The following is a 13,059-nucleotide window of genomic DNA, read 5'->3' on the forward strand; positions in this document are numbered from 1 at the left end:
AGGCCATGATCCATGTCGCCATGGGAAGCCTGCTTTTACGCCGGATCGCCCATGACTGACCTTTCTCAAACGGACTGTTAGACCTTAGGCTGCTTGATGTAGAAGGGTGACATCTCTGGCGGTCACTCCGAAGTCTAGTTCGTCCGAAAATTTTTTGATTAGACTCAACGACCATTTCTTCGGTTGTTCCTTCGGGAGGTGCCGTTGGGCCATTTCTATGATCCAGCCCCTCGCATCTTCGTGCATGATGGGAACACCGAGTGTGTCCAATCGAATCCATTGTGTGTTGAACGCTGTCTGGATCGTGGGCCGCATTGCCGTCGTCCCTGCGGTTGGCGCAAAGGGCGCGCCCGCGATCGGAATTTCATTCGTGGTGATTAAGGGTCGCTTGCTACCGCTGACATGATCCGACATGGCCATCCTCCAGAAAAACCCCGAATAGACGAAAAGTCAGTCGAGTTTCTGAAGTTGCTGACCCGAATCGTTCAGCGCAGTCTGGCTTCTGAATCGTACCTCAGCGGCGTGTCCCGAATTTGGGGCTTAGCTGCCGCTGAACCAGTTATATCCCTGGTCCTCCCAATAGCCGCCCGGGTTCGTGTTCGTCACGTAAATCTCAGCGATGTGCTTAGGGTTTTTGAAACCAAGCTTCGTCGGGATTCGCAGCCGTGCGGGGAAGCCGAATTCGGCGGGTAAGGGCTGCTGCTCGAAATCGAGCGCGAGGATGGTTTGCGGGTGGAGCGCGCTCGCCATGTCGATGCTCGAATAATATTTGTCGATGCATTTGAAACCGACGTAACGCGCACGCGTGTCGGCGCCGACGCGTTCGAGGAAAATGTGAAGCGGCACGCCGCTCCATTGGCCGATCTGGCTCCAGCCCTCGACGCAGATATGCCGGGTGATCTGGCCTTCCTGCGGCAAGGCGCGCAGGCGTTTCAGATCCCACGGCGTCTTGTCGGTGACGAGGCCGGACACCGCCATCTTCCAGGCCCCGCCATCGACGTCGGGGACGCTGTCCTCGTCGTAGAATGCGTTGAAGCGGAAAGGCTTGGTGATGCGGCTTGGCGGAAAGGTCTTGGCCAGGACGACAGGATTGAACAGCAGCGCCTGCACCCGGTCGTTGAACCGCAGCATGGCCCAGAGCACACGATCCGTGACGTCGCCATCAGCGAGATCGCAGCCGGTAAGGAGGGTGAGGGCGCCGAGCGACAGGCTCGACTTCAACATCAGCCGCCGTTCGACCTTGCGCAACTGCGGGCGGAAAGCCTCGGTCAGGGCGAGCCGTTCCTTGCGGGTCATCAGACGATTTCCTCGCCGGGACGCAGCCGGGCGCGGCCGGTGATCATCGTCGGCAGCGTGCGCGGCACGATGATGACGAGCGCCACATGGATGATGACGAAACCGACGATGCCGCTCATCGCGAAGAAATGGATCACCCGCGCCGTCGGGTAGCCGCCGAGCAGCCAGGCGAACCAGGGCAGTTGCACCGGCTTCCACAGGGTGAGGCCAGAGATGACGGCCAATACGCCCAGCAACAGGACGGCGACATAAAGCAGCTTCTGCACCGCGTTGTAGACGCCCGGCGTATGCTTGAGGTTGAAGGTGAGGGCAGAGCGGATATCGAGCAGCACCTGCCTTGCGCTGAGCGGAAAGAAGTCGCGGCTGAAATGGCCGCTCGCGAAGCCGTAGCTGATATAGACGAGGCCATTGACGACCAGCAGCCACAGCGCCGCGAGATGCCAAGCGATGCCGCCGCCAAGCCAGTCACCGAGCGTCATCCAAGGCGGGAAAACGAAGTTGAAAATGGGCGAGGCGTCGTAGATCTGCCAGCCGCTCATGACCATGCAGACGATCGCGAAGGCGTTGATCCAATGCGTGATGCGGACGACCAGGGGATGGATGAGTATCCAGCGCCGTCTCGGCGGCCCGGCGGTTTCCGGCTGAGGCCCGGCCTGCGGCTCCGCCTCGGTCATTGCACGCAACTCCTGGCTATCGGCGGGTCACACACCCGCCATGGCTTATTCGTTTGCCACGACGGATGCGTTACACGAAGCGCCGAATGCTATTGCGGCGGCGTGATGCCGTTCTCGCCATAGACGATCGCGCCGGCTGTGCCGCCGTCGGGGGCGACGAAGACAATAACCTTCTGCCCGGCCTGAAGCGCCGTCTTGTCGCTCGGCTCGACCGAGACGACGGGAACGTCCGGCGGCACCTCGATGATCTTCTGGCCGCCCTTATAGGTCACGGTCATGGTGCTGCCCTGGGAGCTGATCAGGCTGCCGACGGTGCCATTCGTCATGCTGCTGGAGGGGCCGCGATCCCAGGGGTAATGGCCCTCACCGGCGCCCTTCATGCTGGCCGGGAAGACTGTCACCTCTAGCGCGCGGAGCTTGCCGCCGCCGGCGGGCACGGCGGCGCTGCCGATATAGCTGCCTTTCTGGATGTCACCGAGCGTGGCCGTCTTGGCGCCGACGATATGGGTGGCATCGGTGATCTTGTAGCTCTTTTCACCAGTGCGGGTGGTGACGTCGATCTCGCTGGCGGTCACGGAGGCGATGGTGCCGCGGGTGCGGACGGGCGCTGCTTGGGCGATGACCGTTCCACCGATGAGAGAAACGGCGAGGGCGGCGGCTGCGATGGGAACTATCCGCATGTTCGGTCCTACTTCTGGCCGGCCCAGCGAAGTGCCGAGCCTTGGTTGAAGAAGAGGAGCTATTCGGCGCGCCGTCCACCTCAGTTACCGCATTCTTCATCGCAGGCCAGATCCGCGACAGGGCAAAGGAATAAACCCGTCGCGAAGTTGTTTACGACCTCCGCGCCAATAGCCTTCCGAGACTAAGCCTCGGCGAAAGCGGGTTGTCTCTTTGTAACACGCTCCGCTGCGTAATCGCGCGCCGCGCCGCCGAATTCGCGGAAAATCGCGGTGGAGAGGCGATCGGCGCCGAAACGCCATTCGGGATGCCATTGGATCCCCATCGCGAAATGCTTCGCGGCCGGATTGCTGAAGGCCTCCACCAGACCATCCGGCGCGCGGGCTTCCACGATCAGGCCGGGGGCCAGGCGGTCCACGCCTTGGCCATGCAGGGAGTTCACGCGCCACTGTTCCGCCCCGCTCCAGCGGGCGAGGGTGCTGTCCGGCGCCAGTGTCACGTCATGCACCGTGGCATATTGCTCGGCGACCGCGAGGCCGGGGCGGACGCGGTGGTCGGCGTAACCGGTCTGCTCATGGACCTTGCCATGCAGCGTGCCGCCGAAGGCCGCGTTCATCTCCTGGCAGCCCCGGCAAACGCCGAGCATGGGGATCCCGGCAGCCAGAGCCGCGCGGATGAGATCGACCGACAGCGCGTCGCGATGCGGATCGGAGGGAAGCACCTGCTCCGCCTCGGTCGAGCCGTAATGCACCGGGCTGAGGTTGGACGGGCTGCCGGGCAGGAATAGACCATCGACGATGGCGAGGATCGAAGGGATATCGAGACTGCCGGGGGCGACATTGCCGTCCGCATCGGAGATCCGGCCGGGGATCAGGATCGGCGTCGCGTCGGCGCCAACGGTGACGGCGTAGAGATATTTCTCGTAGACGAGATGCGCCGTGTGCCCGCCCATCGGCAGAACGTCGCAAACAAAACCGATGACCGGCTTGCGTGCCATTCCTAGAACTCCCTTTGTCGCGAAGTGTTCATCAAGTTAGTCCCGCTTCTCGCGCATTCCGAGTCGTTTCCGATGCGATTTTTGCAGCCCTGCGCGGTGATCGCCCAGGGCTGAGCAACCGACCGGGTGGCCGCTGTTTTCTCACCAGCAGCCCTGTATTTCCCAGATGGCCGATGCCGTCGCGGATATCCGCCTCGATGGCGCGCCGTAGTGCCGCGGGATCGCGATCGGCGATGGCGGCGAGCGCCTCGATGTGGCGGTCGATCGGATCCTTCGACGGGGTCTCCTCCAGCGCCACGCGCATGAAGGGGCCGGTTTGCAGCCACACGGATTCGATGAGCGGCACAAAAATGCTGCCGGGCCGCGCCGTGTAAAGCGTCAGGTGAAAGAGGAAATTCTGCTCCACCACGGTATCCGGAGCGCCTGCCGCGTCGGCACGGTTGATACGGTCATCGATCGCATGCAGCTCGCGCAGCCGGGTGTCGTCGATCAAAGGCAGTGCGCGGGTGGCAGCCTCGGTTTCGAGCGTTATGCGGGCTGTCAGCAATTCATCGAAGCGCTCAGTGGTCATACTCGGCACGCGCACGCGGCGGTTGTCGAGAAGTTCGAGGGCCCGCTCGGCCACCAGCCGGCGCAGCGCGTCGCGCACCGGCATGGCGCTGACGTTCATGCTTTCCGCGAGGCCACGGATGGTGACGGCCTGACCCGGCGGAAAATGGCCGGTCATGATCGCGCGACGAAGAGCGCGGAACACCCATTGGTGGATCGGCTCGCCCGGATTGCGGTCCGGCATCGTTACGGTCGGCCTGGGACTCTCAGCCATTTCAATGCCTTCAGCGGCTTCCGGAGAGGGAACGACCGGAGCCGCCACCATTAGGCTTGCAAAATGTGATCACATTATGCGCTTATATATAAGCCGCTGCAATGAAAGCCCATCATGACGTTCCAGCCGAACGCGTTAACCGTACCGACCTCACTTGATCCCGGAATCGTGGAAGCCTTTGTGACGGATGGGAACGGCGTGCCGCGCGGCAAATGGGTGCTGCATGAGAAACTGCCGGAGGTTGCCGCCAAGGGCGTGCTGATCCCGCGCTCGGTCTATGCCCAGGATATCTGGGGACGGGATTGCGACGAGGCGGGCCTCGCACATGGCACCGGCGACCCGGATGGCGTTTGCGTGCCGGTGAGCCACGGCATCGTGCCGATGTCCTGGCTGAGCCGGCCGGCGACACAGGTCATGCTGCGTATGGTGGATGCGGACGGCGAGCCCTTCTTCGCCGATCCGCGCACGGTGCTGGAGGGCGTGCTGGCGCGTTTCGCGGCTGCCGGGCTGCGCCCGATCGTCGCGACCGAGCTCGAATTCTACCTCATCGCGCCAGTGACCGAGGCCGGGCATGTTCCGCGACCGCGCGGCGCCGATGATGCGCGATGGAAGGGCTGGCACTCCAACGTGCTTTGTCTCGACGAGCTGCATCGTTTCGACGGGATCTTCGCGGACATCACGCGCTTCGCGGCGGAGCAGGAAATTCCGCTCGACGGAACCGTGCGGGAAAACGGTCCGGACCAATACGAGCTGAACTTCACGCATACCGATGACGTGGTGCGGATGGCCGATTGGACGATCATGCTCAAGCGCATCGTGCGCGGCGCCGCGCGGCGGCACGGCATGGATGCGACCTTCATGGCGAAGCCATATGGCGGTTTCGCGGGCTGCGGCATGCACACGCATCTGAGCCTGCTGGATGCTTCGGGCGAGAACATTTTTGTGGCGGATGGCGCGGCCTCCGGTGGCAAATTGCGGCAGGCGGTGGGCGGCATGCTGAATGCAATGTGCGACAGCATGCTGGTCTTCGCGCCGCACTCCAATTCCTATCGCCGCCTGACACCTGCTGCCCATGCGCCGACCCGGTTGAGCTGGGGGATCGACAACCGCACGGCCGCGGTGCGGGTGATCGAGGCTGGCCGCGCGACGCGCATCGAGCATCGCGTGGCGGGGTCGGACAGCAATCCCTACCTCATGCTCGCCGTCATCCTCGCCGCCGCCCTGCGTGGCTTGGAGGCGCAGAGCGTGCCGCCGGAGCCGCTGACCGGTGAGCATAGCGAAAGCGGCTGTGAGAGCCTGCCCTCGACCTGGGAAGAAGCGCTGGCCCGTTTCGAGCGATCGGATTTCATCGCCGAGGCGCTGGGTACGCGCTACCGCGCGCTATTCGCCGCCTGCAAGCGGCAGGAGATCGAGGAAATCCGCGCCCATGTCACCGAGGTTGAATACGACGCCTATCTGCGGAGCGCTTGAGTAAGCCGGCTGCCGCGTCTCGCCTCCGTCAAACCAGGAAAGCCCATTCCCATGCTGGATCTTCTGAACGACATCGATCGCCTGCGCGAGATCGACAACGCGCATCACCTGCATCCTTTCACCGACCACAAGGCGCTGCATGCCGGCCGTGTACGCGTCATCACGCGGGCCGAGGGCGTCTGGTTGTTCGATGGCGACGGCAATCGCGTATTGGACGGCATGGCGGGCCTGTGGTGCGTCGCTGCTGGCTATGGCCGTCAGGAGCTGGTGGATGCGGCGACCAAGCAGATGAGCCTGCTGCCGTATTACAACACCTTCTTCAACTCGACGACGCCGCCGGCCGCGCTGCTGTCCGAGCGTCTGGCGTCAATCGCGCCGCCCGGACTTTCGCATATTTTCTATGCGTGTTCGGGTTCCGAGGCGGTGGATAGCGCGCTGCGCATGGCGCGGGTTTTCTGGCAGACCAAGGGTCAGCCCGAGAAGCGCATCATCGTGAGCCGCGAATACGGATATCACGGCTCGACCATGGCTGGCGCCTCGGCGGGCGGCATGAAGGATATGCACCGCCAAGCCGGTGACCTGCCCGATTTCCGCCAGGTCATGACACCCTACGCCTATCGCGACGCCGGCGAGATGAGCGAGCATGATTTCGGCCTGCATGCCGCACGCAGCCTGGAGCGTCTGGTCGAGGAGGTCGGCGCCAGCAAGATCGCCGCTTTCATCGCGGAGCCGATCCAAGGGGCCGGTGGCGTGATCATGCCGCCCGACAGCTATTGGCCCGAGATCCAGCGCATCTGCCGCGAGCACGACATTCTGCTCATCGCCGATGAAGTCATCTGCGGCTTCGGCCGGCTCGGCACGATGTTCGGTTCGCAGAGCTACGGCTTTGTCCCGGACATGATGACGACAGCGAAGGCGCTGACCTCGGGCTATATCCCGCTTTCCGCGCTGTTCGTCGGCGAGCGGGTGGCCGAGAGCTTCATCAACGATGCCGGCGAATTCTACCACGGCTTCACCTATTCGGGTCATCCGGTAGCCTGCGCCGTGGCGCTCGCGAACCTCGACATCATTGTGAACGAGGATCTGCCGGGAGCGGCTGAGCGGCAGGGCGTGAAGCTGCGTGCGAAGCTACAGGATGCGCTGGGCGATCATCCCTTGGTCGGTGAGATCAGAGGGCGCGGGCTGATCGGCGCGATCGAACTGGTCGAGGATCGCACGTCGCACAAATCCTATGACAGCAAGCGGAAGGTTGGCGGAACCTGCCGCGATTTCTGCATCGCGAATGGGCTGATGGTGCGGGCGGTACGCGACACGATGGTCTTCTCGCCGCCGCTGATCATTTCCGACGCGGAGATCGACGCTTTCGCCGACAGCGCACTGCGGGCGATCGATCAGACGTACAAAACGATCAGGGCTTAACGTTTTCGAAGCGGCGCGGCGTTCTTTTTGCTTGCTGGATAAAGACGTGGATGCTTGGCCTACGCCGAGCATGACGAGGCGGCTGAGCTGCTGTTGCCGTCATCCTTGGCGAAGGGCCAAGGATCCACGTCTCCACTTTCTTGGAACGGCAAACGAGGAAACAGTAGCCGCCTCTGTGTTGAGCCAATTCCACTCTTCCAGTCTGGCAACGGAAAGCATTAGGCTGCCCCCATGAACTGGCACCTCTATGCGGGCTTCCTGCTGGTCACGCTGCTGCTGGGTTTAATGCCCGGCCCGAACGTCGCACTGATCGTCGTCAACAGCGCGACCTATGGCGTGCGCCATGGTCTCGTCACGGTTCTCGGCGCTTTCGGCGGGCTCGTTCTGCAAGTGCTTGCGGTCCTGTGCGGCCTAGCCGCGTTATTGGCCGGCCTCGGGCACTGGTTCACGCTGCTGCGCTGGCTGGGTGTGGCCTATCTGCTGTGGCTCGGCATCCGTCAGTGGCGCGCGCCGTCTCAGGATCTAAGCCGGGTGCGGCCCGAGCCGCCGGGGCGGCGGCACACGCTGCGCCAAGCGTTTCTGGTGTCCTGCGCCAACCCAAAGATCATGCTGTTTCTCGGCGCGCTTTTTCCGCAGTTCATTTCGGCGGCTTATCCCGCGCAGCCGCAGATCTTGGTGCTCGGCGCGACATTTCTGCTCGTTCTGGGCGCGATCGATAGCACTTGGGCGCTGCTCGCCTCCCGTGCGCGGCGGCTGCTTTCGGGCAGGGGCAGGCTACGCCAGAGGCTCTCGGGCGGGATCCTGATCGCCGCCGCCGGATGTCTGGCGGCGGCGCATCGGCGGTAGGCGGCGAGACACGCGTATCCCTTCAGGTCACGCGATACTTAGGATTGAAGTCGCCAGGGGCGAAGAATTGTCGCCCTGCAGCTCGCAATCTCGCTGAGGCGGCCGCACCTTCGGAGGCGTTCGCGGCAATGATCTGGCCCCGCGCGCAGGTTGCCTCAGCGGCCACGCATTGCCGCATGAAGTCGTTGGGATCGTTTGTCGGGCTGATCCGCGTTCCGCAATAGTCGAAAGGCGCGTTGGGATCTTCCTCATACCATCCAGGATTTGTCCACTGCGTTCTGACGTTTGTAATCATCGGGTGTTCCTAATTCGAGTCACAACAGCAGAAGCTTAGCCACTCGAATCTTACTCGAACCTGAACCATAAGAATCGGATAAGCGTGTGAAATTCATCGTACTTGCACTTAGCGCCTTAAATGCCGCAAATCGCCCGGCGGTCGCGCGCCCATCCGGCTGATCGTCTCGGCCGCCGCGCGGCTCGCCATCCGGCCGCAGACGGCCAGGCTTTCGCCAGCGACAATCCCCGTCATCAGGCCGGCGGCATAGGCGTCTCCGGCGCCGGTGGTGTCGACCACGGTGGTGGGCTCCGCCGCGATCACCACGCGTTCGGCGCCGCGATAGACCACGCTGCCCTCGGCGCCCCGAGTGAGTGCCGCGATCTCCACCTGGCCGCGCACCACCTCCGCCGCCGCGTCGAAGTCATCGAGACCGGTGAGGGCCGTCAGCTCGGCATGGTTTGCGAAGAGGATGTCGGTCTGATCCCGCACCATCGCCTGGAAGGCGGCGAGGTTATGCTGCACGCAAAAGGAATCCGACAAGGTAAGGGCGACGCGTTGCCCGGCCGCGCGAGAAAGCCGGGCGGCTTCGCGGCAAGCCTCCTGCGCCTCCGGCATGTAGAACAGGAAGCCCTCCAGGTAGAGCAATCGCGACTCGGCGATGAGGTCCCGATCGAGATCAGCGACGGTGAACCCAGTGCAAGCGCCGAGGTAGGTGTTCATCGTACGCTGCCCATCCGGCGTCACCATGATCAGGCAGCGCGCGGTCGGCGCCCCGCCTGGTGCCGCGGCGGCGGATGGGAAATGCACACCGGAGGCGGTGATGTCGTGCCGGAAGATATGGCCGAACTCGTCCTCGGCGACGATGCCGAGATAGGCGGCGCTCGCCCCCATCGCCGCGGCGACGGCGCAGGTATTGGCAACGGAGCCGCCGCTGGTCTGCACGGCCGGGGGCATCAACTGATAGATCCGGGCCGACTCGGCGGCGTCGGTGAGCGCCATGGAGGCTTTCACCATGCCTTGCTCGGTGAGAAACGCATCGTCGACCTCAGTGAGGATGTCGACGATGGCATTGCCGATGCCGAGGATGTCGAATCGAGTCGCGGCCATGCCGTCTCCTGCGAATAAGCTGTGTTCGGTCGGGTAGCAGCGAGGCGCTTTGCCCGCAAACCAGTGTGCCCTCAAAGCGCGAGACGACTTACCGAAAGATAAACCCGTGGGCTGGGTTGTTCCTCTGGAAGAGTTCATGATACGCCGCGCGCTCCGCTAGGGCAGAGTCGAGGTAATCGTGTTCAAGCGCCGAAGCAGCCGACCCGAGGACAACGCCCACGAGGGCGAGGGCGCGCCAAACGAGTTCGGCGGCCCGCTTTTTCCAGCCGGTAACGGCAGTCCGAAGGCCGATGACGGCCTTGGCGTGCCGCCCTTCCGCGCCGCACCCACCAAGGACAAGGAGACTGCCATGGCTCGACCGCCCTTCGCCCCCAATCCGACAAGCGCGCCCACGGTGCCGCCGGTGCCACGGCCGGGACTGCCGAACCCGCAGCATCTTTCGCGCGGCATGTCGCCGTCCTCCGATCCGTCCGAGCGGCGGACGCTTGTCGTCGGGCGCGGCATCAGCGTTCAGGGCACCATCACGGATGCTGAGCGGCTGGTGGTCGAGGGCACGGTCGAGGCGACGATGATCCACGCCACCGAACTCGCGGTTTCTCAGGGCGGCGTCTTCAAGGGCGAGGTCGAGGTCGAGGAGGCCGAGATCGCCGGCACGATCGACGGTGTGATCACCGCGCGGACCAGCCTGCTCGTGCGCTCCACCGGCCGGGTGATCGGCCGCGCGCGTTGCCGCCGCTTGCAGGTTGAGGATGGTGGGCAGATCACGGGTCAGATCGAAATGCTGACCGACGCCCCGGCCCCTTCCGCGACGGCGACCGGAACCTCGTCTTCGCTGCCTGTGCATGACCTGGGCTTCGAGCGGCCGGAAATGCCGCGCACGGATTTCTCGCGCATTGAGAGCAACTAGGCAGAATGTCTTCCGTTGCCTGAACCGGTTCCATCCGGCCATGTCATGCTCGGCGAAGGCCGAGCATCCACGCCTTGCTTTGTTCCGCACAGAAAGGCGTGGATGGCACGCTTTCGCGTGGCATGACCGACTTCAGGTGGCAGTTTACGATTAAATCGTAAGCACTACGCAAAGAAATGGGGTGGCGGGACCCGGTGTCCCGCCACCCCATCGACGTTTACCAGCCTAGGCGTCAGCGCTTGGTGGCGTCGCGCACAGCATCCTTGGCGCCGCCGACGGCGTTCTGGACTTTACCGGCGACTTTCTCGCCTTTGCCTTCGCCTTCAAGCTTAGCATCGCCTGTCACTTTTCCGGCGGCTTCCTTGATGGCACCCTTGGCTTGGTGAGCCATCCCTTCAGCGCGATCCTTGTCCATGTGACTACTCCGATCTGTCTGGGCCCGCCGTTGATCGACCGGCCTGTAAAACACATAGGATCCGGCATCACCGTCGAAAGGCCGCACGCGAAACCTTGAACAGAGAAAAGCCGCGCCGTTGCCGGCGCGGCTTGATCGTCAGCTTAGGGTGACGCGGGTTTAGACCGTCCGTCGGCCGAAAATCGCATGGTAGATCACGAGCAGGATGATCGCGCCCACGACCGCGACGATCATGCTGTAAAGGTTGAAGCCGGTGACGCCCGCCGCGCCGAACTGCTCGAAGATGAACCCGCCGATGACCGCACCGACGATCCCAAGCACGATGTCCAGAAAAAAGCCTTCACCTTGCTTATTCACGATCTTGCTGGCGATGAAGCCGGCGACCAGTCCAAGCACAATCCAGCCGATGATCGACATGATCTTCCTCCCAATGATGAACCCGCTGCCTCGCGAGCAGTGAGCGGATCTGTAGTCAACCAAGTGGGGGCGCGCCCGATGAATCAATGGGCTTTCTTCAGTGTGATGAAACCTGTGACTTTCATGACACAGGGTGTGTCCCAAAATCACGCCGTGAGTGAACTGCGCAGCGCCGGATAAAGCGCCCTGTAGCGCAGCAGACGCTCCTCATACGCGTCCCTTAGCCGGGGAACCGGTGCGACCGTCTCAAGCCGCCGCGGCGGCAGGCAGATGGCAACTGGGTCCTCGCCAGTGACGGCGAGCCTGCCCAATCGCGCCGCGCCGAAGGCACCGCCATGCTCGCCATCGGCGAGCCGGTAGAGGGTGATACCGAGCACTGAGGCGAGAATCGCGATCCAGGTCGGGCTGCGCGAGCCACCACCGATGACGTCGGCGGAGTCGATCACCGTGCCGGCGGTGCGCAGCGCATCCAGACAATCACGAAAGGAGAAAGCGACACCCTCCAGCACCGCCTGGGTCAGCGCGGCCCGGTCGCTGTCCTGGGAAAGCTCGGTGAAAGCGCCACGGATGCGCCCGTCATTGTGCGGTGTCCGCTCACCCGAGAGATAGGGCACGAAGATCGCTTCGGAGGGCCGATCGGGCACGGCGGGCAGAGCCTTCAGCAACCCGACCTCGTTTTCCCCGGCGACGCGGCTCCACCAGGCGAGAGAGGCGGCGGCGGAAAGTGTGACGCCCATCTGGTGCCAGAGGCCGGGAAGAGCATGGCAGAAGGCATGCACCGTAGCGGCAGGGTTGGGGCGAAACCGGTCAGTCGTCGCCCAAAGCACGCCGGAGGTGCCCAGCGAGAGGAACGCCTGACCCGGGTTGATCGCGCCGAGTCCCACCGCGCCGGCGGCATTGTCTCCGGCGCCGCCCGCGAAGATCGGCGGCTTCGTCATGCCCCAGCGTCTCGCGAGTTCGGGCGTCAGCTCGCCAGCGGGATCCGAGCCTTCGACGAGGCGTGGCATATAGGCGAGGCTCATGCCCGTCGCCGCGAGCGCCGCTTCGGACCACCGCCGCGCGCCGACATCGAGCCAGGAGGTGCCCGAGGCGTCCGACATCTCCTCGATCATCTCGCCGGTCAGGCGGTAGCGGAGATAGGCTTTTGGCAGCAGCACCTTGGCGGTGCGGGCGAAGATCTCCGGCTCATGGGCGCGGACCCAAAGCAGCTTCGGCGCGGTGAAACCCGGCATCGCGGGATTGCCAGTGACCGCTTCGAGATCGGGAAAGGCGGCGATGAGCTCTCGGCATTGCGGTTCGGAGCGGGTGTCGTTCCAGAGGATTGCAGGGCGCAGCGCCGCGCCGGTGGCGTCGAGCAAAACTGCGCCATGCTGTTGTCCGGAGATGCCGATGCCGCGAACCGCCGACATCGCCGCCGGCTGCTGCGAGGCCAAGGCGTCCAGCGCCGCGAGCGTCGCGAGCCACCAATCCTCCGGATGCTGCTCGCTCCAACTGGGATGCGGCCGTTGGACTTCGAGCGGGACGACATGGCTCGCGAGGACGGTTTGCGTCTCGTCCACCAGCACCGCCTTGATGCCGGACGTGCCGAGATCGATGCCGAGATACATGGCGCTGCTTCCGCTGTTGTTGATGACTGGCCGCTTCCTTGTCGCGGCCTTAGCAGAGCGTGACCTCGGCGTGTAGCCGTGCGCCGATTGCCTCCCGTCTTCATGCGGCGGTTGATCCGCCTTAGG

General features: G+C 63.9%; 15 protein-coding genes. 4 read left to right on the forward strand and 11 right to left on the reverse strand.

Annotated features, from left to right (window positions below; genetic code table 11):
- Window positions 1-84 precede the first annotated feature (84 nt).
- From GSQ92_RS03295 to GSQ92_RS03320, 6 genes are all read right to left on the reverse strand, one after another.
- A complete protein-coding gene (locus GSQ92_RS03295) occupies window positions 85-414 on the reverse strand; it encodes a hypothetical protein (RefSeq protein ID WP_159013040.1) in 330 nt (109 codons plus the stop codon).
- A 126-nt stretch (window positions 415-540) separates the two neighbouring features.
- On the reverse strand, window positions 541-1,296 hold the full coding sequence (locus GSQ92_RS03300) for a molybdopterin-dependent oxidoreductase (protein ID WP_158802023.1): 756 nt from the start codon (window positions 1,294-1,296) through the stop codon (window positions 541-543).
- Entirely contained in the window at window positions 1,296-1,970 is a 675-nt protein-coding gene (locus GSQ92_RS03305; protein WP_158802024.1) for a cytochrome b/b6 domain-containing protein, read from the reverse strand. The genes GSQ92_RS03300 and GSQ92_RS03305 overlap by 1 nt, the downstream gene beginning before the upstream one ends.
- Window positions 1,971-2,059: 89 nt before the next feature.
- Window positions 2,060-2,650: a hypothetical protein gene (locus tag GSQ92_RS03310; RefSeq protein WP_158802025.1), complete on the reverse strand. Its 591-nt coding sequence runs from the start codon at window positions 2,648-2,650 to the stop codon at window positions 2,060-2,062.
- Between the two features lie 182 nt (window positions 2,651-2,832).
- Entirely contained in the window at window positions 2,833-3,645 is an 813-nt protein-coding gene (locus GSQ92_RS03315) for a gamma-glutamyl-gamma-aminobutyrate hydrolase family protein (protein WP_158802026.1), read from the reverse strand.
- A 31-nt stretch (window positions 3,646-3,676) separates the two neighbouring features.
- On the reverse strand, window positions 3,677-4,468 hold the full coding sequence (locus GSQ92_RS03320) for a GntR family transcriptional regulator (protein ID WP_254066556.1): 792 nt from the start codon (window positions 4,466-4,468) through the stop codon (window positions 3,677-3,679).
- Between the two features lie 114 nt (window positions 4,469-4,582).
- Between GSQ92_RS03320 and GSQ92_RS03325 the strand changes: the two genes are divergently transcribed.
- The 3 genes from GSQ92_RS03325 (at window position 4,583) to GSQ92_RS03335 (ending at window position 8,203) form a co-directional block, all read left to right on the forward strand.
- Entirely contained in the window at window positions 4,583-5,938 is a 1,356-nt protein-coding gene (locus GSQ92_RS03325) for a glutamine synthetase family protein (protein WP_158802027.1), read from the forward strand.
- 51 nt (window positions 5,939-5,989) lie between these two features.
- The gene (locus GSQ92_RS03330; protein ID WP_158802028.1) at window positions 5,990-7,357 is read left to right on the forward strand and encodes an aminotransferase; all 1,368 of its coding nucleotides are present in this window, start codon (window positions 5,990-5,992) and stop codon (window positions 7,355-7,357) included.
- 231 nt (window positions 7,358-7,588) lie between these two features.
- Entirely contained in the window at window positions 7,589-8,203 is a 615-nt protein-coding gene (locus tag GSQ92_RS03335; RefSeq protein WP_158802029.1) for a LysE family translocator, read from the forward strand.
- A 22-nt stretch (window positions 8,204-8,225) separates the two neighbouring features.
- On the opposite strand, the gene GSQ92_RS03340 is transcribed toward GSQ92_RS03335, so the two are convergent.
- Both GSQ92_RS03340 and GSQ92_RS03345 read right to left on the reverse strand, forming a co-directional pair.
- Window positions 8,226-8,498, reverse strand: coding sequence for a hypothetical protein (locus GSQ92_RS03340; protein WP_158802030.1), 273 nt, complete (start codon window positions 8,496-8,498; stop codon window positions 8,226-8,228).
- Window positions 8,499-8,606: 108 nt separating this feature from the next.
- Complete coding sequence (locus GSQ92_RS03345) at window positions 8,607-9,587, reverse strand: adenosine kinase (RefSeq protein WP_159013041.1); 981 nt, start codon at window positions 9,585-9,587, stop codon at window positions 8,607-8,609.
- A gap of 349 nt (window positions 9,588-9,936) precedes the next feature.
- Between GSQ92_RS03345 and GSQ92_RS03350 the strand changes: the two genes are divergently transcribed.
- Window positions 9,937-10,494, forward strand: coding sequence for a polymer-forming cytoskeletal protein (locus GSQ92_RS03350; RefSeq protein ID WP_158802387.1), 558 nt, complete (start codon window positions 9,937-9,939; stop codon window positions 10,492-10,494).
- A 232-nt stretch (window positions 10,495-10,726) separates the two neighbouring features.
- On the opposite strand, the gene GSQ92_RS03355 is transcribed toward GSQ92_RS03350, so the two are convergent.
- From GSQ92_RS03355 to xylB, 3 genes are all read right to left on the reverse strand, one after another.
- Window positions 10,727-10,909: a CsbD family protein gene (locus GSQ92_RS03355; protein ID WP_158802032.1), complete on the reverse strand. Its 183-nt coding sequence runs from the start codon at window positions 10,907-10,909 to the stop codon at window positions 10,727-10,729.
- Between the two features lie 159 nt (window positions 10,910-11,068).
- Window positions 11,069-11,326 carry a GlsB/YeaQ/YmgE family stress response membrane protein gene (locus GSQ92_RS03360; RefSeq protein WP_158802033.1) on the reverse strand — a complete coding sequence of 86 codons (258 nt, stop codon included), beginning with the start codon at window positions 11,324-11,326 and terminating at the stop codon, window positions 11,069-11,071.
- 146 nt (window positions 11,327-11,472) lie between these two features.
- A complete protein-coding gene (gene xylB, locus GSQ92_RS03365) occupies window positions 11,473-12,933 on the reverse strand; it encodes a xylulokinase (protein ID WP_158802034.1) in 1,461 nt (486 codons plus the stop codon).
- Between the last annotated feature and the right edge of the window lie 126 nt (window positions 12,934-13,059).

Source organism: Acidisoma sp. S159 (assembly GCF_009766125.1).
Classification (GTDB): Bacteria; Pseudomonadota; Alphaproteobacteria; order Acetobacterales; family Acetobacteraceae; genus Acidisoma.

What these genes read in the sequence shown, in the direction of transcription:
- GSQ92_RS03295 (WP_159013040.1), bottom strand. Translation starts at nt 414, where the DNA reads ATGTCGGATCATGTCAGCGGTAGCAAGCGACCCTTAATCACCACGAAT.
- GSQ92_RS03300 (WP_158802023.1), bottom strand. Translation starts at nt 1,296, where the DNA reads ATGACCCGCAAGGAACGGCTCGCCCTGACCGAGGCTTTCCGCCCGCAG.
- GSQ92_RS03305 (WP_158802024.1), bottom strand. Translation starts at nt 1,970, where the DNA reads ATGACCGAGGCGGAGCCGCAGGCCGGGCCTCAGCCGGAAACCGCCGGG.
- GSQ92_RS03310 (WP_158802025.1), bottom strand. Translation starts at nt 2,650, where the DNA reads ATGCGGATAGTTCCCATCGCAGCCGCCGCCCTCGCCGTTTCTCTCATC.
- GSQ92_RS03315 (WP_158802026.1), bottom strand. Translation starts at nt 3,645, where the DNA reads ATGGCACGCAAGCCGGTCATCGGTTTTGTTTGCGACGTTCTGCCGATG.
- GSQ92_RS03320 (WP_254066556.1), bottom strand. Translation starts at nt 4,468, where the DNA reads ATGGCTGAGAGTCCCAGGCCGACCGTAACGATGCCGGACCGCAATCCG.
- GSQ92_RS03325 (WP_158802027.1), top strand. Translation starts at nt 4,583, where the DNA reads ATGACGTTCCAGCCGAACGCGTTAACCGTACCGACCTCACTTGATCCC.
- GSQ92_RS03330 (WP_158802028.1), top strand. Translation starts at nt 5,990, where the DNA reads ATGCTGGATCTTCTGAACGACATCGATCGCCTGCGCGAGATCGACAAC.
- GSQ92_RS03335 (WP_158802029.1), top strand. Translation starts at nt 7,589, where the DNA reads ATGAACTGGCACCTCTATGCGGGCTTCCTGCTGGTCACGCTGCTGCTG.
- GSQ92_RS03340 (WP_158802030.1), bottom strand. Translation starts at nt 8,498, where the DNA reads ATGATTACAAACGTCAGAACGCAGTGGACAAATCCTGGATGGTATGAG.
- GSQ92_RS03345 (WP_159013041.1), bottom strand. Translation starts at nt 9,587, where the DNA reads ATGGCCGCGACTCGATTCGACATCCTCGGCATCGGCAATGCCATCGTC.
- GSQ92_RS03350 (WP_158802387.1), top strand. Translation starts at nt 9,937, where the DNA reads ATGGCTCGACCGCCCTTCGCCCCCAATCCGACAAGCGCGCCCACGGTG.
- GSQ92_RS03355 (WP_158802032.1), bottom strand. Translation starts at nt 10,909, where the DNA reads ATGGACAAGGATCGCGCTGAAGGGATGGCTCACCAAGCCAAGGGTGCC.
- GSQ92_RS03360 (WP_158802033.1), bottom strand. Translation starts at nt 11,326, where the DNA reads ATGTCGATCATCGGCTGGATTGTGCTTGGACTGGTCGCCGGCTTCATC.
- xylB (WP_158802034.1), bottom strand. Translation starts at nt 12,933, where the DNA reads ATGTATCTCGGCATCGATCTCGGCACGTCCGGCATCAAGGCGGTGCTG.